Source organism: Pantoea cypripedii (assembly GCF_002095535.1).
GTDB classification, from domain to species: Bacteria; Pseudomonadota; Gammaproteobacteria; order Enterobacterales; family Enterobacteriaceae; genus Pantoea; species Pantoea cypripedii.
Genome location: NZ_MLJI01000001.1, coordinates 575,289 through 594,439 on the forward strand (window position 1 = coordinate 575,289; position 19,151 = coordinate 594,439).

A 19,151-nucleotide genomic window follows, 5' to 3' on the forward strand; every position below is an offset into this window, starting at 1 on the left:
TGCAATAGGGTGTTTCCGCTCATAAATGAGCACGCTCGTTCCGCCTGTCACCTTTCTCATAAAGGAAGGGATGCGCGACGGATGGCACTGCCAGGTTTGGGACAGGGCGACGATAAAGGATTGTGACTTTCTCACCGGCGCGCCAGTTACGTTTGCTGGCAATCCAGGAACGAAAAAATGAAAAAATATTCGCGTTTATCATTAGCCATTCTGATTGAACTGGGGCTTCTCTCCGGTACCACCTGGGCAGCAGAAACCTCCAGCAGCACGACTACCAGCACAGACGCCGCTTCCGTGGATGGGGGCACCATGATGGTGACCGCCCAGCAGCAGACATTGCAGGCCCCCGGCGTTTCCACCATTACCGCCGATGAAATCAAAAAACATCCGCCAGCGCGCGATGTGTCTGAAATCATTCGCACCATGCCGGGTGTTAACCTGACCGGTAACTCCACCAGCGGCCAGCGCGGCAACAATCGTCAGATTGATATCCGTGGTATGGGCCCGGAAAACACCCTGATCATGGTCGATGGTATGCCGATCACCAGCCGTAACTCGGTACGCCTTGGCTGGCGTGGCGAGCGTGATACGCGTGGTGATACCAACTGGGTACCGCCAGAGTTGATCGACCATATCGATGTGATCCGTGGTCCGGCCGCGGTGCGCTACGGCAACGGCGCGGCGGGTGGCGTGGTTAACATCATCACCAAGAAATACACCGATCAGAAGTGGCACGGTTCCTGGAACACCTATTTCAACGTTCCGCAGCACAAGGATGAAGGCGCAACCAAACGCACCAACTTCAGCCTGCAAGGACCGCTGGGCGATGACTTCAACTTTCGGTTGTACGGTGGCTTAGCCAAAACTCAGGCGGATGCCTACGATATCAACGAAGGCCATGCCGCAGACCGTACCGGGACTTATGCGGGCAGCTATCCGGCAGGGCGCGAAGGCTCCGTCAACAAAGATATCAATGCGTTACTGAGCTGGGCGTTTGCGCCGATGCAAACCCTGGAATTGCAGGCAGGCTACAGCCGTCAGGGCAACCTGTATGCCGGTGATACGCAGAACACCAACACCAGCACGCTGGTGAAAAGTATGTACGGTGACGAGACCAACCGCCTGTATCGCCAGAACATCTCGCTGAAATGGACCGGTGCCTGGGACAACGGTGTCAGCACCAGTACCTGGGGACGCTACGAGAAAACCCGTAACACCCGTATCAACGAAGGTCTGGCGGGCGGGACCGAGGGGATCTTCTCCAACAGCGGCTTTAACACCATCCAGCTCGACGACATTATGCTGCACAGTGAAGTCAGCATTCCGTTTGAATGGTTGATTAACCAGACCGCAACGCTGGGTACTGAGTGGAATCAGCAGCGCATGAAGGATCCTTCTTCGACCACCCAGTCTGCCAGCTACGGTAGCGTGCCGGGCATCTCGAATACCGGACGCAGCCCGTATTCTCAGGCTGAAATCTTCTCGCTGTTTGCTGAAGACAACATGGAGCTGACAGACAGCACCATGCTGACGCCGAGTCTGCGTTTCGATCATCACTCGATTGTTGGCAACAACTGGAGTCCGTCACTGAACCTGTCGCAAGGGCTGGGTGATGACTTCACGCTGAAGATGGGGATTGGTCGTGCCTATAAAGCGCCGAGCCTGTATCAGACCAACCCGAACTATCTGTTGTACAGCAACGGTCAGGGTTGTGCTGACGCGTCCAGCGCCTGTTATTTGCAGGGTAATAAAGACCTGAAAGCAGAAAACAGTATCAACAAAGAGATTGGTCTGGAGTGGAAACACGAAGGCTATCAGGCCGGTCTGACCTGGTTCCGCAACGATTATCGCAACAAAATCGAAGCGGGTATGGTCTCAACCGGTACTGCCTCTAACGGCACCACCAACATCTACAAGTGGGAAAACGTACCGAAAGCGGTGGTTGAAGGGCTGGAAGGCACCATCAACATCCCGTTCTCTGACACCGTAACGTGGAATAACAATTACACGTATATGCTGCAGAGTAAGAACAAAGAGACCGGCGACCGTTTGTCGATTATCCCGCAATATACCCTGAACTCGACGCTGAGCTGGCAGGCAACAGAGGATCTGTCGCTGCAAACCACCTTTACCTGGTATGGCAAGCAAGTGCCTAAGAAGTATGACTATCATGGCAACCCGGTTACTGGCAGCGCCACCGATCAGGTTAGCCCATACTCCATTATCGGCATGAGCGGCACCTACGATATTAACAAGTATGTTAGCGTCACCCTGGGTATCGACAACCTGACTGACAAGCGTCACTGGCGTCAGGGTAATGCCCAGACCACCGGCAACGCGACGACCGGCGCGTATTTGTATGGTGCCGGTGCGAACACCTACAACGATTCAGGCCGTACTTACTACATGAGCCTCAACACCCAATTCTAATTGAGATGATGAGGCAAACGGCAGCGGGCAATCAGTCCGCTGCCGTCTTTCCGGTTAACCAGTTCCAGGCTGCCGTGATGCATCTGCACAATGCGCAGCACAATATTCAGACCCAGACCGCTGCCACCATAGCGTTGATCGCGACGGCGGAACGCCTTAGTCAGTTCCTCTGCCGCACTGGCTTCAATGCCCGGTCCCTGATCCCATACTTCAACGATGACCTGCTGTTCTTCTTCACGTAACAACACCTGCACTTCACTGCCTTCCGGGCTGTAGCGCGAGGCATTTTCCAGCAGATTACGCAGCATCAGACGCAGCAAAACTGCCTCACCCTGTTGCGGTACATCCGCGCCCTGCGGCCAGAACAATTGCTGCTGACGCTGCGCGTAAAGTTCGGCCATCTCCGGCTGCAATGGTTGCATGATGTCCTGTTGCCAGTGCAACTGCTGATAGTGACCGCCAGCCAGCGCCTGGCCAGCACGCGACAGCATCAGTAATTGTTCAACGGTGTGCATTAGCTGGTCGATACGTTCCACCAGCATGGCGCTTTGCGGCACGTTTTGCTGTTGCAGCAGCTCCAGATGCAGACGCAGTCCGGCCAGTGGCGTGCGTAATTCGTGGGCGGCATCTGCGGTGAACAGGCGTTCCTGTTGCAGCGTATGATCGAGACGCGACAGGAGCTGATTGATCGAGGTGGTCACTGCCACGATTTCTTCCATCTCGGAATAGAGCGGCAGCGGGGACAGATTATCGGCGGAGCGATGGGCGAGGCTGCTTTGCAACGACTTCAGCGGGCGGATAATCCAGTTGATGGCCCAGAAGGAGAACAGCAACGTCAGGCACACCATCACCAGCGACGGCAACAGCAGTGAGGCAATGGCTTCGCGGATTTCGTTTTCGACGTGATCGTTACGTGCTTTGGCGGTGAGCGTTTCGTTCACCAGAAAACCGATCTGCTCGCGACTTTCGTGCCACAGCCAGACGGCGCTCATGATCTGGCAGGTGAGCAGAATCAGCGCCAGCATGATCAGCAAGCGCTGACGCATGCTATTCATTCACGTTCTTCCAGCCGATAACCGACGCCACGCACGGTCTTGATACGATCTTTACCGAGTTTGCGGCGCAGATTGTGAATATGGACTTCCAGCGTATTGGAACCGGGATCATCGTTCCAGCTGTAGAGATCCTGTTGCAGGGTTTCGCGGTGCACATTCTGCCCGACGCGCATCAGCAAACGGGTCAGCAGCGCGAACTCTTTCGGCGTGATTTCCAGCGGCTGGTTCTCCAGCAGCACCTGCTGAGAACTGAGGTTGAGGGTGAGATCACCCTGCTGCAACAGGTTGTCGCTATGGCCCTGATAGCGGCGAATCAATGCCCGCACGCGTGCCTGCAGTTCCACCAGCGCAAAAGGCTTCACCAGATAGTCATCGGCACCGGCATCCAGCCCATCCACCCGATCTTCCAGCGCATCACGCGCTGTGAGAATCAGTACCGGTACGGCGATGCCATCGCGACGCCACTGACGCAGTAGCGCAGCACCGTCACGATCGGGCAGACCGAGATCCAGTACGATCAGGCTGTACTGACCACTGCGCAGCAACGCGTTGCTTTCTGCGGCGCTGGCGGCGCAGTCAACGGCGTAACCCTGGGCGCTCAATGCCTGGGCCAGGCCCGATTGCAGCAGCGCATCATCCTCAACGATTAACAGTTTCATCAGTTGTTCTGGTAAATGTCCTTGTAGAGGCGGCTTTCAAAACGCACCAGCGGAATGCGGCGTGTCTTCTGGTCTTCCGGCGGAACAGCATAACCGGACAGATACTGGACAAAGGCAACGCGCGCGCCGCTGGCAGTGGTGATGAATCCTGCCAGATTATAGACGCCCTGCAGCGAACCGGTCTTCGCCGATACCTTACCATCAACGCCCGCTTCATGCAGACCACCACGATATTGTAGCGTGCCATCGTAGCCCGCCAGCGGCAGCATGGAGATGTAGTTCAGCGTTGAATCATTTTTGGCGATATATTGCAGCACCTGCATCATGGTACTGGGCGCGACCAAATCATGACGTGACAGGCCTGAACCGTCTACCTGAATGGTGTTGCCGAGATCAATACCGGCTTTTTCGCGCAGAATGCGGCGCACCGCATCAGAACCGGCGCGGAAGGTGCCCGGCACGTTGAAGTAATGATGGCCAATGGTACGGAATACGGTATCGGCAATCATATTGTCCGATTTCTTCAGCATGGTGTGCAGCAAATCGTGCAACGGTGCGGATTGCGTGGAGGCCAGCACGGTACCCGGCGACGTGACCTGCGTCTGACGCACCAGATGGCCGCTGTAGTCGATATCCGCAGCGCGCAGTTCATCCTTCAGGATCTCGCCCGCCCAGGCTGCGCCATCCTGCACGGCAAAGGCCAGTGGCAGCGGTTCTGCCCGCTGACGCATGCAGCCGGTCAGGGTGTAGCGATTCAGTTCGCCTGGCACCACATCCAGCTCGCAATATTGCCCTTCGCCGCTGTTAGGGCCGAGGGTACGTACCTGGCTGAACATATGCGCCGGGTAATAGGAAGCGATGCGCACAAAGGCGGTGTCGCCCGGCTTGCTGGCGCTGTAGAGCGAAACGGAGAAACAGTTTTTATCGACGATGGCCGCCCCTGGCGGTGCGCTGAAGCATTGCGTCAGATCGTTCCATGGCCAGCCCGGTGCCATATCGTGGCTGGCGAAGACCGAGGTATCGATCACCAGGTTGCCTTTAATATGGGTGATGCCCTGCTTTTTCAGCGTGGCGACCATGTTGCGCAGATCCTGACGGCTTAATGTCGGATCACCGGCAAAGCGTGCCACCAGATCCCCATTCAGGGTGCCATCGCTGACTGCGCCTTTGGTTTCCAGCGTGGTCTGGAAACGGAAGTCAGGCCCCAGTTCCAGCAACGCCGCCAGCGCGGTCACGACCTTCATGGTACTGGCGGGTAACGCCATTTGTTTGCCATGAAAATCGATTATCGGGGTTGATGCGCCCACTTTTTGTACCATCAGCGCCAGGTTTGCGCCGTCTGGTAAATACTGCATGTATTCCTCAACGGGGGCTGCTTGTGCCTGCAGCATAAACGCACAGGTTAATCCGGTAACAAGTCGTGAAAATCGCATAATCTCGCGGTAACTGACGGGTGAAGGCGACAATACTACGTCCCCGGACGGTGCAAAGTAAACGATGACCCACAGGGAACTCTGGGGTAAAATACGTATCAAAATGCAAAACCCATCCTGACCCGGAAACCTTTCCGGGTCAGGATTCTTTTGCTTGTGAAAATGAGGTAACGCGCCGCAGAAGCTGTTTTCTGCTGTCACCGGTCAGGATGACGCTGTTAACCAGGAAAGATGACGAGGAGCCAAAATGAAACAGATTCCGATGACTTTAAAAGGCGCTGAAAAGCTGCGCGAAGAGCTGAACGAACTGAAAACCGTTAAGCGTCCGCGCATCATCGCCTCTATCGCCGAAGCCCGTGAGCACGGCGATTTGAAAGAGAATGCCGAATACCATGCTGCCCGCGAAGAACAAGGGTTCTGCGAGGGACGTATTCAGGAGATCGAAGCGAAACTCTCCAATGCGCAAGTGATTGATGTGACTCAGATGCCGAAAACCGGTCGCGTCATTTTTGGTGCTACCGTGCAGGTGCTGAACATCGATACTGATGAAGAATCGACCTACCGTATCGTGGGCGATGACGAAGCCGACTTTAAACAAAATCTGATTTCAGTGAACTCGCCGATGGCGCGTGGTCTGGTCGGGAAAGAAGCGGATGACGTCGCGATCATCAAAACACCGGGCGGGGATGTGGAATATGAGATCCTGAAGGTGGAATACATCTAATATATTGCTACGCTTTGAAATGCGTTGCTGCATATTGTAAAGAAAGGAAAAAGGCCGCATAGCGGCCTTTTATCCCATGGCGGAGCATGGCACCTTCTCTGCCCGCCTTAACGAGGCAGAGAAATCTTGCTCTCTTTTGCAGGGCGATACAGCACCAGCGTTTTGCCGATGACCTGTACGTTGCAAGCTTTGGTTTCGCGGACGATAGCGTCAACGATCAGGAGCTTAGTTTCACGATCTTCCGAGGCAATTTTTACCTTGATCAATTCGTGATGCTCTAGCGCCTGTTCGATTTCGGCGAGCACGCCTTCAGTCAGGCCATTACCACCCAGCATAACAACGGGTTTAAGCGGGTGGGCAAGGCCTTTCAGGTGCTGTTTTTGTTTGGTACTCAGATTCATCGTATTTTTTTGCTTACTTAGGGATTGAAAACGGTTCATTCTACCGCCATCTCGGGTATATCGCCAAATCAACGCAACCCATGCGTGCTGATTTATCGCTACGATGACGATTTAACTGGAAAAATTATGACGGGTAAAAAGCGTTCGGCCAGTTCCAGTCGCTGGCTTCAGGAACACTTTAGCGATAAATATGTGCAACAGGCACAGAAAAAAGGGTTGCGTTCGCGCGCCTGGTTTAAACTTGAGGAAATACAGCAGGGTGACAAGCTGTTCAAACCCGGTATGACAGTGGTCGATCTGGGAGCTGCACCCGGTGGCTGGTCGCAATATGTGGTACAACTGATTGGCTCGAATGGCCGTATCATTGCCTGTGACCTGCTGCCGATGGACCCGATTGTCGGTGTTGATTTTCTGCAAGGCGATTTTCGTGACGAAGCAGTGCTGAAGACGCTACTGGAACGCGTTGGTGACGAAAAAGTGCAGGTAGTTATGTCGGACATGGCGCCGAACATGAGTGGTACACCTGCAGTTGATATTCCGCGTTCGATGTATTTGGTAGAATTGGCGCTGGAAATGTGTCGGGATATCCTGGCCCCAGGCGGCAGTTTTGTGGTGAAAGTGTTTCAGGGAGATGGCTTCGATGAATACCTGCGGGAAATTCGCTCCCTGTTTACGAAAGTGAAAATTCGTAAGCCGGATGCTTCGCGATCACGTTCGCGCGAAGTGTACATTGTGGCGACAGGGCGCAAACTATAACCCGATTTACCGGAATCAAAGCAAGGCGAGCAATGCGTTTACACCGATGAGAATTCTGACTTTCAGGGTAAACAAGCAAAATCATCAGCGCCGCGATTCCAGGTATGAAGGATATATAGTACCCTACGCTGTCTGTTAACACCGTTGTAATATGAGGTTAATCCCTTGAGTGACATGGCGAAAAACCTGATTCTCTGGTTAGTCATCGCGGTCGTGCTGATGTCAGTATTCCAGAGCTTTGGGCCCAGCGAGTCGAATGGCCGTAGGGTTGATTATTCAACCTTCCTGTCGGAAGTGAACCAGGATCAGGTCCGCGAGGCACGTATTAACGGGCGTGAGATTAACGTTACCAAAAAAGACAGTAATAAATACACGACCTATATTCCTGTCAACGATCCCAAGTTACTCGATAACCTGTTGACCAAAAACGTCAAAGTGGTTGGCGAACCGCCGGAAGAACCGAGCCTGCTGGCTTCGATCTTCATCTCCTGGTTCCCGATGCTGCTGCTGATTGGCGTGTGGATCTTCTTTATGCGTCAGATGCAAGGTGGCGGCGGGAAGGGCGCGATGTCCTTCGGTAAGAGCAAGGCCCGCATGCTGACGGAAGATCAGATCAAAACCACTTTTGCTGATGTGGCCGGTTGTGATGAGGCCAAAGAAGAAGTGGGTGAGTTGGTCGAGTATCTGCGTGAACCGAGCCGTTTCCAGAAACTGGGCGGTAAAATTCCCAAGGGCGTCCTGATGGTGGGTCCGCCGGGTACCGGTAAAACGCTGCTGGCGAAAGCTATCGCCGGTGAAGCAAAAGTGCCTTTCTTTACTATCTCCGGTTCTGACTTCGTTGAAATGTTCGTGGGTGTTGGTGCATCTCGTGTGCGTGACATGTTCGAACAAGCGAAAAAGGCGGCACCGTGCATCATCTTTATCGATGAAATCGATGCGGTGGGTCGTCAGCGTGGTGCCGGTTTAGGCGGTGGTCACGACGAACGTGAACAAACGCTGAACCAGATGCTGGTTGAGATGGATGGTTTTGAAGGCAACGAAGGCATTATCGTTATCGCGGCAACGAACCGTCCTGACGTGCTTGACCCGGCGCTGCTGCGTCCAGGCCGTTTTGACCGCCAGGTCGTGGTTGGCCTGCCAGATGTTCGTGGTCGTGAGCAGATTCTGAAAGTGCATATGCGTCGTGTGCCGCTGGCAACCGACATCGATGCCGCCATCATCGCACGTGGTACGCCGGGCTTCTCCGGTGCTGACCTGGCGAACCTGGTGAACGAAGCAGCGTTGTTTGCTGCACGCTCCAACAAGCGTGTGGTATCGATGGTTGAGTTCGAGAAAGCGAAAGACAAAATCATGATGGGTGCGGAACGTCGCTCCATGGTGATGACGGAAGCGCAGAAAGAATCCACCGCCTATCACGAAGCGGGCCATGCGATTATTGGTCGTCTGGTGCCGGAACACGATCCGGTTCATAAAGTGACCATCATCCCGCGCGGCCGCGCACTGGGTGTCACCTTCTTCCTGCCGGAAGGCGATGCGATTAGCGCCAGCCGTCAGAAGCTGGAAAGCCAGATTTCTACGCTGTATGGCGGTCGCCTGGCGGAAGAAATCATCTATGGTGTTGAGCACGTTTCAACGGGTGCATCTAACGACATCAAAGTGGCGACTAACCTGGCGCGTAACATGGTGACCCAATGGGGCTTCTCCGAAAAACTCGGTCCGCTGCTGTATGCAGAGGAAGAGGGTGAGGTGTTCCTCGGTCGTTCTGTCGCGAAAGCCAAGCACATGTCTGATGAAACGGCGCGTATCATCGACCAGGAAGTAAAACACCTGATCGACAGCAACTATCAGCGTGCACGCCGTATTCTGGGTGAAAACATGGACATCCTTCACGCGATGAAAGACGCGCTGATGAAGTATGAAACCATCGACGCACCGCAGATTGATGACCTGATGGCGCGTCGCGAAGTGCGTCCGCCAGCTGGCTGGGAAGATCCAGGCAGCAACTCTTCTGACAATAACGGTACGCCGAAGGCGCCACGTCCGGTTGATGAACCGCGTACGCCAAATCCGGGCAACACCATGTCAGAACAGCTCGACAAGTAAGAGGCACCAACCTCAATACAAACCCCGGCCGGTCCGGGGTTTTTTACATCCCGCAGTTCAGTAATTCCTCAAGGAGACTCTCACCATGAAGTTGTACGCCCGTGATTCCCATCTCGATCTGTCGTTTCCCCATGTGATGGGTATTTTGAATGTCACGCCGGACTCCTTCTCCGATGGTGGTAAGCATAACTCACTGGTGGATGCGTTAACGCATACCAATGAGATGGTCAACGCGGGGGCGACCATCATTGATGTGGGTGGCGAATCGACGCGCCCTGGTGCGGATGAGGTCAGTGTTGAAGAAGAACTGGAACGTGTGATTCCGGTCGTGGAAGCCATCGCCCAACGTTTCGAAGTGTGGATTTCGGTCGATACTTCTAAAGCCGAAGTCATCCGTGAATCTGCGCGAGTGGGCGCTCACATCATTAACGATATTCGTTCGCTGGCGGAACCCGGTGCGTTGCAGGCGGCGGCGGAGACCGGGCTGCCGGTGTGCCTGATGCATATGCAGGGCGAACCGCGCACCATGCAGCAGGCTCCGCAGTATCAAAATATCGTCGGCGAAGTGGACGCTTACTTCACCGAACAGATTGCACGCTGCGTGGCGGCGGGGATCAAAAAAGACAATCTGCTGCTCGACCCCGGCTTTGGTTTCGGTAAGAATCTCAACCACAACTATGAACTGCTGGCTGAACTTAGTCATTTCCACCATTTCGGTTTGCCGCTGTTAGTGGGGATGTCGCGTAAGTCTATGATTGGCCAGCTGTTAAATGTCGGTCCGGCGCAGCGTCTGACTGGCAGCCTGACATGCGCGGTGATTGCCGCCATGCAGGGCGCACAGATTATTCGCGTGCATGACGTGAAAGAAACCGTTGAGGCGATGCGCGTTGTGGAAGCAACACGCAGAGCAAAAGGATAAAAAGGCATGAGTGATCGTAAATATTTCGGTACGGATGGTATTCGCGGCAAAGTGGGTGAAGCGCCGATCACCCCTGATTTCGTACTGAAGCTGGGTTGGGCGGCAGGTAAAGTGCTGGCGCGTCACGGTTCGAGAAAGGTACTGATTGGTAAAGACACGCGTATTTCAGGTTATATGCTGGAATCGGCACTGGAAGCCGGACTGGCGGCGGCTGGCCTGTCTGCCGCGTTTACCGGACCGATGCCCACACCGGCCATTGCCTATCTGACGCGCACTTTCCGCGCGGAGGCCGGGATTGTGATTTCAGCCTCACATAACCCGTTCGACGATAACGGCATCAAATTTTTCTCTGCTGAAGGCACCAAGTTGCCAGACGAAGTGGAAGAAGCCATTGAGCTGGAGATGGAAAAGCCGATTACCTGCGTTGAATCGGCAGAATTGGGTCGTGCCAGCCGGATTGTCGATGCGGCCGGTCGTTACATCGAATTCTGTAAAGGCACCTTCCCCAGTGAGCTAAGCCTGAATGGGTTAAAAATTGTGGTGGATTGCGCCAATGGGGCGACTTACCACATTGCACCTAATGTGCTGCGTGAGCTGGGTGCGACGGTGATTGCTATCGCGACCCAACCTGATGGCATGAACATCAATAAAGAATGTGGTGCCACCGACCTGCGTATGTTGCAGCAGCGCGTGCTGGCTGAGAAGGCGGACCTGGGTCTGGCCTACGATGGTGACGGCGACCGCATCATGATGGTTGACCACCTTGGCAATAAGGTCGATGGCGACCAGATCCTTTACATCATCGCCCGTGAAGGTTTACGCCAGGGGCAGCTGCGCGGTGGCGTAGTGGGTACGCTGATGAGCAATATGGGTCTTGAGCTGGCGCTTAAACAACTCGGTATTCCGTTTGTGCGCGCCAAAGTCGGTGACCGCTATGTGCTGGAGAAGATGCAGGAGAAAGGCTGGCGACTCGGCGCAGAAAATTCCGGTCATGTGATTTTGCTGGATAAAACCACTACGGGTGACGGTATCGTTGCAAGTTTGCAAGTGCTCACTGCTATTGTGCAAAACCATATGAGTCTGCACGATTTGTGCAGCGGTATGAAGATGCTGCCGCAGGTGCTGGTGAACGTGCGCTTTAGCGGCGACAGCGATCCTTTGCAGACCGATGCCGTCAAGGCGGCCAGCGCTGAAGTAGAAAAAATCCTCGCCGGGCGTGGGCGGGTATTGTTGCGTAAATCCGGCACTGAGCCACTGATTCGCGTGATGGTCGAGGGTGAGGATGAAGCGCAGGTCACCGCGCTGGCGCATCAAATTGCCGACGCTGTGAAGGCCGTTTAATCAGGCCACAGGCGGCAGGATTTTTCGCTTTCCGCCTGTAAAATCACCGTGATGGCGCTTTTTTCCGCAATCAGTTAGGTTCGTGAAAATTGCGCTTGCAGAGGTATGCGCCTTTGGTTAGTATTCACACCCGCTTCTGGTGGGTGATGACGAGACTCCCCATCGATACTGGTTGAAGCTTTAACTGTGCGGTTTACGCGCAAGGAAACAGGTTGATTATGTACGAAGCTCTTTTGGTAGTTTTCCTTATTGTGGCACTGGGCCTTGTGGGTCTGATCATGCTGCAACAAGGTAAAGGCGCTGATATGGGAGCATCATTTGGTGCAGGCGCTTCTGCGACGCTGTTTGGTTCTACCGGGTCTGGTAACTTTATGACTCGCATGACCGCAGTACTGGCGACGCTGTTCTTCATCATCAGCCTGATTCTGGGTAACCTGAACACGAATAAAACTTCCAAAGGAAGCGAGTGGGAAAATCTGACTGCGCCGGCGAAATCTGAACAGACTCAGCCAGCGAAACCGGCAACCCCGGGTAACGATATCCCGCAGTAAGATCGTCAGCTTGCAATGCGACATAATATTGTCGCTGTCAGTGAAGTGCCGAGGTGGTGGAATTGGTAGACACGCTACCTTGAGGTGGTAGTGCCCGATTGGGCTTACGGGTTCAAGTCCCGTCCTCGGTACCAAATCTCAGTATGACTTGCAATTTTCGCAAGTTTGGCGTACTATTCGCCACGTTTTCGGACGCGGGGTGGAGCAGCCTGGTAGCTCGTCGGGCTCATAACCCGAAGGTCGTCGGTTCAAATCCGGCCCCCGCAACCACTTTCCCTTAGAGTTCTTTTTCAAATATACTGTATGCATCGACGGACGCATTCCACAGTAAGTTTTGAAAAAAATTCTTCTGGATTGTGCTCCGAGCCGCATCGCGGCATACAGGGTCCAGTCACAAAAAGCCCCGATCTTTCGGGGTTTTTTGTTATCAGGAAATCGCAACACTGGGCTATAAGGCCCTTTTTTTATGTCTTGGGGGTGGGCTTGTCCACATTAGAGCAAAAATTGACAGAGTTGATCTCTGCTCCAGTAGAAGCGCTTGGCTACGAATTGGTCGGTATCGAGTTTATTCGTGGTCGCACATCAACCTTGCGCATCTATATTGATAGTGAAGAGGGTATCAATGTTGATGATTGCGCCGATGTCAGCCACCAGGTCAGCGCTGTGATGGATGTGGAAGATCCCATCACGGTGGCTTACAACCTTGAAGTTTCCTCACCGGGTCTTGACCGTCCTCTTTTTACCGCTGAACATTATGCACGTTTCGCCGGTGACGAGGTGAGTCTGGTACTGCGTATGGCCGTGCAGAACCGCCGTAAATGGCAGGGCATCATCAAGTCTGTCGAAGGCGAGATGATCACGGTAACCGTTGAGGGCAACGATGAAGTGTTCGCGCTGAGCAACATTCAGAAAGCGAACCTGGTCCCCCACTTTTAAAAGTCCGGATTGAGGCTAACCAGGATGAACAAAGAGATCTTAGCTGTAGTAGAAGCCGTTTCTAACGAAAAAGCCCTGCCGCGCGAGAAAATCTTCGAAGCGCTGGAGAGCGCTTTGGCCACTGCGACCAAGAAGAAGTATGAGCAGGAAATCGACGTGCGCGTCAGCATTGACCGCAAAAGCGGCGATTTCGATACTTTCCGTCGCTGGCAGATTGTTGAAGAAGTCACGCAGCCAACTCGCGAGATCACGCTGGACGCAGCCCGCTTCGAAGATGAAGCATTCAATCTGGGCGAATATGTTGAAGATCAGATTGAATCGGTCACCTTTGACCGTATCACTACCCAGACGGCGAAGCAGGTTATCGTACAGAAAGTACGTGAAGCTGAACGCGCAATGGTGGTGGATCAGTTCCGTGAGCAGGAAGGCGAAATCATCACTGGCGTGGTGAAGAAAGTGAATCGCGATAACATCTCGCTGGATCTCGGCAGCAATGCTGAAGCGGTGATTGTGCGTGAAGATATGCTGCCGCGTGAAAACTTCCGCCCAGGTGACCGTATTCGCGGCGTGCTGTATGCCGTGCGTCCGGAAGCGCGTGGTGCGCAGCTGTTCGTCACCCGTTCCAAGCCGGAAATGCTGATCGAACTGTTCCGCATTGAAGTACCGGAAATTGGCGAAGAAGTTATCGAGATCAAAGCGGCAGCGCGTGATCCGGGTTCTCGTGCCAAAATCGCAGTGAAAACCAATGACAAACGTATCGATCCAGTGGGTGCCTGCGTAGGTATGCGCGGTGCACGCGTTCAGGCGGTTTCCAGTGAACTGGGCGGCGAGCGTATCGATATCGTGCTGTGGGACGATAACCCGGCACAGTTTGTAATTAACGCCATGGCTCCGGCTGATGTGGCGTCAATCGTGGTGGATGAAGACAATCACACCATGGATATCGCCGTTGAAGCTGGCAATCTGGCTCAGGCGATCGGCCGTAACGGCCAAAACGTGCGTCTGGCTTCCCAGTTGAGTGGTTGGGAACTGAACGTAATGACCGTCGATGACCTGCAGGCTAAACATCAGGCCGAGGCCCATGCGGCCATCGATATGTTCACCAAACATCTCGACATCGACGAAGACTTCGCCACCGTACTGGTGGAAGAGGGCTTCTCTTCTTTGGAAGAGCTGGCATATGTACCGATCAACGAGCTGCTGGAAGTTGATGGCCTTGATGAAGACACGGTAGAAGCCCTGCGTGAACGAGCAAAAAATGCGTTAACTACCCTGGCACTGGCGAAAGAAGAGAGCCTTGGTAATCAGGAACCTGCTGAAGATCTTCTGAATCTCGACGGTCTGGATCGTGCTCTGGCTTACCGCCTGGCGGCAAAAGGCGTTTGTACGCTGGAAGATCTTGCCGAGCAAGGTGTCGACGATCTGACAGATATCGAAGGGCTGGATGATGAGAAGGCCGGCGCGCTGATCATGGCCGCGCGAAATATCTGCTGGTTCGGCGATGACGCATAATTACAGGAAGGAACAGCATGACAGATGTAACCGTAAAATCGCTGGCCGCCGAAATTCAGACTCCGGTAGATCGCCTGGTACAGCAATTTGCTGATGCGGGGATCCGTAAGTCTGAAGACGACGCGGTGAGCCAGCAAGAGAAAGAGACCTTACTTTCCCACCTGAATCGTGAACATGGTCAGGCAGGTTCAGGTAAACTGACGCTGCAACGCAAAACACGCAGCACCTTGAATATTCCAGGCACCGGGGGTAAAAGTAAATCGGTGCAAATCGAAGTCCGCAAAAAGCGCACCTATGTGAAGGGTGATGCAGAAGCTGAGCAACAGGCTCAGGCTGAAGCAGAAGCCGAGGCGCAGCGTGAAGCGGAAGAGAAGGCGCGTCGCGAGGCGGAAGAACAAGCCCGTCGCGAAGCTGAACAAAAAGCGCAACGTGAAGCCGAAGAAAAAGCCAAGCGCGAAGCCGCTGACAAGGCGAAGCGTGAAGCAGCGGAAAATGAGAAAGTGACTAATCAACCAACCGACGAAATGACCAAGGCTACGCAGTCTGACAAAGCCCGTCGTGAAGCTGAAGCCGCAGAACTGAAGCGTAAAGCTGAAGAAGAAGCGCGCCGTAAACTCGAAGAGAACGCGCGCCGTGTGGCCGAAGAAGCCCGCCGTCTGGCAGAAGAAAAATCTGCTGAGTGGGAAAAACCCGACGAAGAAGACACCAGTGACTATCACGTCACCACCTCAACCCATGCCCGCCAGGCAGAAGATGAGAACGATCGTGAAGTTGAAGGTGGTCGCAGCCGCACGCGTACCACTAAAGCTGCACGCCCGGCCAAAAAAGGCAACAAGCATTCTGAAGCCAAAACCGACCGTGAAGAAGCGCGCGCCGCTGTTCGTGGTGGTAAAGGCGGTAAGCATCGCAAACCTAGCTCCCTACAGCAGGGCTTTAACAAGCCAGCTCAGGCAGTGAACCGTGATGTTATCATCGGTGAAACCATCACCGTTTCCGAACTGGCCAACAAAATGGCGGTGAAAGGTTCTCTGGTCATCAAAGCGATGATGAAGATGGGTGCAATGGCAACCATCAACCAGGTTATCGATCAGGAAACGGCTCAGCTGGTAGCGGAAGAAATGGGTCACAAAGTGATCCTGCGCCGTGAGAATGAGCTGGAAGAAGCGGTGATGGACGATCGTGATACCGATGCTGCGCAGGAAAGCCGCGCACCGGTTGTGACCATCATGGGTCACGTTGACCACGGTAAAACCTCACTGCTGGATTACATCCGTTCAACCAAAGTCGCTTCTGGCGAGGCTGGCGGTATTACTCAGCATATCGGCGCATACCACGTTGAAACCGATAACGGCATGATCACCTTCCTGGATACCCCGGGCCACGCCGCGTTTACCGCGATGCGTGCACGTGGTGCGCAGGCTACGGATATCGTTATCCTGGTGGTAGCGGCAGATGATGGCGTGATGCCACAGACTATCGAAGCAATCCAGCATGCTAAAGCCGCGAAAGTGCCGGTTGTTGTTGCTGTGAACAAAATCGATAAACCGGAAGCCGATCCCGATCGCGTTAAGAACGAGCTGACTCAGTACGGTATCATTCCGGAAGAGTGGGGCGGCGAAAACATGTTCGTCAACGTTTCTGCGAAAGCAGGTACCGGTATCGACGATCTGCTGAATGCCATTCTGCTGCAGGCGGAAGTGCTGGAACTGACCGCTATCCGTGAAGGTATGGCAAGCGGCGTGGTGATTGAATCGTTCCTCGATAAAGGTCGTGGTCCGGTTGCTACCGTTCTGGTGCGTGAAGGTACGCTGAACAAAGGCGACATCGTGCTGTGCGGCTTTGAATATGGCCGTGTGCGTGCGATGCGTGACGAGCTGGGCCGTGAAGTTCTGGCTGCAGGTCCGTCTATTCCAGTCGAGATCCTTGGCCTGTCCGGTGTTCCGGCTGCGGGTGATGAAGCCACTGTGGTACGTGACGAGAAGAAAGCGCGTGAAGTCGCACTGTATCGTCAGGGTAAATTCCGCGAAGTGAAACTGGCGCGTCAGCAGAAGTCGAAGCTGGAGAACATGTTCGCCAACATGACCGAAGGCGAAGTTTCCGAGCTGAACATCGTACTGAAATCCGACGTACAGGGTTCTGTGGAAGCGATCTCCGACTCCCTGCTGAAACTCTCCACCGACGAAGTGAAGGTGAAGATTATCGGTTCGGGTGTGGGTGGTATCACCGAAACCGACGCCACGCTGGCAGCGGCTTCCAACGCGATTATCCTTGGCTTCAACGTGCGTGCTGATGCGTCTGCGCGTCGCGTGATCGAAGCGGAAAGCGTGGATCTGCGTTACTACTCCGTCATCTATAACCTGATCGACGAAGTGAAAGCAGCGATGAGCGGCATGCTGGCTCCGGAATACAAACAGCAGATCATTGGTCTGGCTGAAGTCCGTGATGTGTTCAAGTCACCGAAATTCGGCGCTATCGCAGGCTGTATGGTCACCGAAGGCAACATCAAACGTCACAACCCGATCCGCGTTCTGCGCGACAACGTTGTTATCTATGAAGGCGAGCTGGAATCTCTGCGCCGCTTCAAAGACGATGTCAACGAAGTGCGTAACGGCATGGAATGTGGTATCGGCGTGAAGAACTACAACGACGTTCGTGTTGGCGATATGATCGAAGTCTTTGAAGTGATTGAAGTTAAACGCACCATCGATTGATCATCATCTGATGTGTTGCAATTTGGGAGGCCATTGGCCTCCCGAATTATTTGGGAGAAATAATCATGGCGAAAGAATTTGGTCGCCCGCAGCGCGTTTCTCAGGAGCTGCAGAAAGAGATTGCCATTATTCTGCAACGCGAAATTAAAGATCCGCGCCTCGGTATGATGGTGACGGTCTCTGGCGTTGAAGTGTCACGCGATCTGGCTTATGCCAAAGTGTTTGTCACTTTTCTGAATGATAAAGATGAAGAAGCGGTGAAAAACGGTCTGAAGGCGCTGAAAGAAGCTTCAGGCTATATCCGTACTTTGCTGGGTAAAGCGATGCGTCTGCGCATTGTGCCTGAGCTGACCTTCTTCTATGACAACTCGTTGATCGAAGGTATGCGCATGTCAAACCTGGTCACCAATGTTGTCAAAAATGATGCTGAACGCCGTGGCGATCATGCAGCGGACGACGACAAGGAGGATTGATGAGTCGTCCTCGTCGTCGCGGTCGCGATGTGCATGGTGTATTGCTGCTGGATAAGCATCAGGGCGCGTCTTCCAATGACGTGCTGCAAAAAGTAAAACGCATCTTCAATGCGAACAAAGCGGGTCACACCGGTGCGCTGGATCCTCTGGCGACGGGCATGTTGCCCATTTGCCTCGGCGAAGCGACCAAGTTCTCGCAATATCTGCTGGATTCAGACAAGCGTTACCGCGTGATCGCCCGCCTCGGCGAGCGTACCGATACCTCCGATGCTGACGGCAACGTGGTCGAAACGCGTGCGGTGACCTTTACTCAGGCGGAACTGGATGCGGCGCTGGAAAGTTTTCGTGGCGACACCCAACAGGTGCCAACCATGTTTTCGGCGCTGAAGCATCAGGGACGCCCGTTGTATGAGTACGCGCGTCAGGGAATCACCGTCGAGCGCGAACCCCGTCCCATCACCGTGTATGAACTGCTGTTCATTCGCTGGGAAGGGGACGAGCTGGAGCTGGAGATTCACTGCTCCAAAGGCACCTATATTCGTACCATCATTGACGATTTGGGTGAAAAGTTGGGCTGTGGTGCGCATGTGACCATGCTGCGTCGCTTGCAGGTTTCCCGCTATCCGGCAGAAAAAATGGTGACGCTTGAGCAGTTGCAGGCTTTGCTGGAACAGGCGAATGCCGCAGAAATTCCACCGGCTGATTTGCTTGACCCTCTGCTGCTACCGATGGATAGCCCGGCGGCGGATTTCCCGGAAGTGAATCTGCCCGATGCTATCGCGGTTTACTTCAAGCTGGGGCAACCGGTAGAGGCCGCTGACGTACCTGCTGCTGGCCTGGTGCGTGTCACTGAAGGTGAGGCGCGCAAGTTTATTGGTATGGCCGAGATTGATGACCGGCAGCGCGTTGCCCCGCGCCGCCTGGTGGTGGAGTTTCAGGAATCTATCCCTAAATAATTCAAGTTGCAGGAAGGCGGCAAACGAGTGAATCCCCAGGAGCTTACATCAGTAAGTGACTGGGGTGAATGAGCGCAGCCAACGCGCCTGCAGCTTGAATTATGACGGGGCATTTGCGTTGCTGTCAGACCGAGAGTAGAATAGCGCGGCTTTAAAGCGGGCTGCTGAATTAGAGATCGGCACCCATACAT

Annotated in this window: 16 protein-coding genes and 2 tRNA genes; 14 read left to right on the plus strand and 4 right to left on the minus strand. The window is 54.1% G+C overall.

Annotation, left to right across the window (positions count from 1 at the left end; translation table 11 throughout):
• Positions 1–177 precede the first annotated feature (177 nt).
• Positions 178–2,430 carry a TonB-dependent siderophore receptor gene (locus HA50_RS02590; RefSeq protein ID WP_084872232.1) on the plus strand — a complete coding sequence of 751 codons (2,253 nt, stop codon included), beginning with the start codon at positions 178–180 and terminating at the stop codon, positions 2,428–2,430.
• Here HA50_RS02590 and pmrB read toward each other — a convergent pair.
• From pmrB to dacB, 3 genes are read right to left on the minus strand one after another with little or no spacing between them, the layout of a single operon-like run.
• Complete coding sequence (gene pmrB / locus HA50_RS02595; protein ID WP_084872235.1) at positions 2,427–3,485, minus strand: two-component system sensor histidine kinase PmrB; 1,059 nt, start codon at positions 3,483–3,485, stop codon at positions 2,427–2,429. The two genes, HA50_RS02590 and pmrB, sit on opposite strands and share 4 nt — an antisense overlap.
• Positions 3,482–4,144 (minus strand): two-component system response regulator PmrA, encoded by a 663-nt coding sequence (pmrA, locus tag HA50_RS02600; protein WP_084872237.1) that lies wholly within the window; start codon positions 4,142–4,144, stop codon positions 3,482–3,484. Before pmrA ends, pmrB begins: the two co-directional genes overlap by 4 nt.
• Positions 4,144–5,577 (minus strand): serine-type D-Ala-D-Ala carboxypeptidase, encoded by a 1,434-nt coding sequence (gene dacB / locus HA50_RS02605; protein ID WP_084872240.1) that lies wholly within the window; start codon positions 5,575–5,577, stop codon positions 4,144–4,146. Before dacB ends, pmrA begins: the two co-directional genes overlap by 1 nt.
• 247 nt (positions 5,578–5,824) lie before the next feature.
• On the opposite strand from dacB, the gene greA reads away from it, so the two are divergent.
• Entirely contained in the window at positions 5,825–6,301 is a 477-nt protein-coding gene (gene greA / locus HA50_RS02610) for a transcription elongation factor GreA (protein ID WP_084872242.1), read from the plus strand.
• A gap of 107 nt (positions 6,302–6,408) precedes the next feature.
• Here greA and yhbY read toward each other — a convergent pair whose 3' ends face one another.
• Positions 6,409–6,702 (minus strand): ribosome assembly RNA-binding protein YhbY, encoded by a 294-nt coding sequence (gene yhbY / locus HA50_RS02615; RefSeq protein ID WP_084872245.1) that lies wholly within the window; start codon positions 6,700–6,702, stop codon positions 6,409–6,411.
• A gap of 126 nt (positions 6,703–6,828) precedes the next feature.
• Between yhbY and rlmE the strand changes: the two genes are divergently transcribed.
• From rlmE to truB, 12 genes are all read left to right on the plus strand, one after another.
• A complete protein-coding gene (rlmE, locus tag HA50_RS02620; protein WP_084872247.1) occupies positions 6,829–7,458 on the plus strand; it encodes a 23S rRNA (uridine(2552)-2'-O)-methyltransferase RlmE in 630 nt (209 codons plus the stop codon).
• Between the two features lie 174 nt (positions 7,459–7,632).
• Entirely contained in the window at positions 7,633–9,561 is a 1,929-nt protein-coding gene (gene ftsH, locus HA50_RS02625; RefSeq protein ID WP_036627470.1) for an ATP-dependent zinc metalloprotease FtsH, read from the plus strand.
• 85 nt (positions 9,562–9,646) lie between these two features.
• On the plus strand, positions 9,647–10,480 hold the full coding sequence (folP, locus tag HA50_RS02630) for a dihydropteroate synthase (protein ID WP_084872249.1): 834 nt from the start codon (positions 9,647–9,649) through the stop codon (positions 10,478–10,480).
• A gap of 6 nt (positions 10,481–10,486) precedes the next feature.
• Positions 10,487–11,821, plus strand: coding sequence for a phosphoglucosamine mutase (gene glmM, locus HA50_RS02635; RefSeq protein ID WP_084872251.1), 1,335 nt, complete (start codon positions 10,487–10,489; stop codon positions 11,819–11,821).
• Positions 11,822–12,039: 218 nt separating this feature from the next.
• Positions 12,040–12,372 (plus strand): preprotein translocase subunit SecG, encoded by a 333-nt coding sequence (gene secG / locus HA50_RS02640; RefSeq protein ID WP_013507698.1) that lies wholly within the window; start codon positions 12,040–12,042, stop codon positions 12,370–12,372.
• A gap of 47 nt (positions 12,373–12,419) precedes the next feature.
• Positions 12,420–12,506, plus strand: a tRNA-Leu gene (locus HA50_RS02645).
• Positions 12,507–12,565: 59 nt separating this feature from the next.
• A tRNA-Met gene (locus HA50_RS02650) sits at positions 12,566–12,642 on the plus strand.
• 213 nt (positions 12,643–12,855) lie between these two features.
• Entirely contained in the window at positions 12,856–13,308 is a 453-nt protein-coding gene (gene rimP / locus HA50_RS02655) for a ribosome maturation factor RimP (RefSeq protein WP_139810892.1), read from the plus strand.
• A gap of 24 nt (positions 13,309–13,332) precedes the next feature.
• Positions 13,333–14,820 (plus strand): transcription termination factor NusA, encoded by a 1,488-nt coding sequence (nusA, locus tag HA50_RS02660; protein WP_084872254.1) that lies wholly within the window; start codon positions 13,333–13,335, stop codon positions 14,818–14,820.
• A 17-nt stretch (positions 14,821–14,837) separates the two neighbouring features.
• Positions 14,838–17,531, plus strand: coding sequence for a translation initiation factor IF-2 (gene infB, locus HA50_RS02665; RefSeq protein WP_084872256.1), 2,694 nt, complete (start codon positions 14,838–14,840; stop codon positions 17,529–17,531).
• A gap of 65 nt (positions 17,532–17,596) precedes the next feature.
• Positions 17,597–18,004 (plus strand): 30S ribosome-binding factor RbfA, encoded by a 408-nt coding sequence (gene rbfA / locus HA50_RS02670; RefSeq protein ID WP_084872258.1) that lies wholly within the window; start codon positions 17,597–17,599, stop codon positions 18,002–18,004.
• Positions 18,004–18,960 (plus strand): tRNA pseudouridine(55) synthase TruB, encoded by a 957-nt coding sequence (truB, locus tag HA50_RS02675; protein WP_084872261.1) that lies wholly within the window; start codon positions 18,004–18,006, stop codon positions 18,958–18,960. Before rbfA ends, truB begins: the two co-directional genes overlap by 1 nt.
• Positions 18,961–19,151: the final 191 nt, after the last annotated feature.

What these genes read in the sequence shown, in the direction of transcription:
- HA50_RS02590 (WP_084872232.1), top strand. Translation starts at nt 178, where the DNA reads ATGAAAAAATATTCGCGTTTATCATTAGCCATTCTGATTGAACTGGGG.
- pmrB (WP_084872235.1), bottom strand. Translation starts at nt 3,485, where the DNA reads ATGAATAGCATGCGTCAGCGCTTGCTGATCATGCTGGCGCTGATTCTG.
- pmrA (WP_084872237.1), bottom strand. Translation starts at nt 4,144, where the DNA reads ATGAAACTGTTAATCGTTGAGGATGATGCGCTGCTGCAATCGGGCCTG.
- dacB (WP_084872240.1), bottom strand. Translation starts at nt 5,577, where the DNA reads ATGCGATTTTCACGACTTGTTACCGGATTAACCTGTGCGTTTATGCTG.
- greA (WP_084872242.1), top strand. Translation starts at nt 5,825, where the DNA reads ATGAAACAGATTCCGATGACTTTAAAAGGCGCTGAAAAGCTGCGCGAA.
- yhbY (WP_084872245.1), bottom strand. Translation starts at nt 6,702, where the DNA reads ATGAATCTGAGTACCAAACAAAAACAGCACCTGAAAGGCCTTGCCCAC.
- rlmE (WP_084872247.1), top strand. Translation starts at nt 6,829, where the DNA reads ATGACGGGTAAAAAGCGTTCGGCCAGTTCCAGTCGCTGGCTTCAGGAA.
- ftsH (WP_036627470.1), top strand. Translation starts at nt 7,633, where the DNA reads ATGGCGAAAAACCTGATTCTCTGGTTAGTCATCGCGGTCGTGCTGATG.
- folP (WP_084872249.1), top strand. Translation starts at nt 9,647, where the DNA reads ATGAAGTTGTACGCCCGTGATTCCCATCTCGATCTGTCGTTTCCCCAT.
- glmM (WP_084872251.1), top strand. Translation starts at nt 10,487, where the DNA reads ATGAGTGATCGTAAATATTTCGGTACGGATGGTATTCGCGGCAAAGTG.
- secG (WP_013507698.1), top strand. Translation starts at nt 12,040, where the DNA reads ATGTACGAAGCTCTTTTGGTAGTTTTCCTTATTGTGGCACTGGGCCTT.
- nusA (WP_084872254.1), top strand. Translation starts at nt 13,333, where the DNA reads ATGAACAAAGAGATCTTAGCTGTAGTAGAAGCCGTTTCTAACGAAAAA.
- infB (WP_084872256.1), top strand. Translation starts at nt 14,838, where the DNA reads ATGACAGATGTAACCGTAAAATCGCTGGCCGCCGAAATTCAGACTCCG.
- rbfA (WP_084872258.1), top strand. Translation starts at nt 17,597, where the DNA reads ATGGCGAAAGAATTTGGTCGCCCGCAGCGCGTTTCTCAGGAGCTGCAG.
- truB (WP_084872261.1), top strand. Translation starts at nt 18,004, where the DNA reads ATGAGTCGTCCTCGTCGTCGCGGTCGCGATGTGCATGGTGTATTGCTG.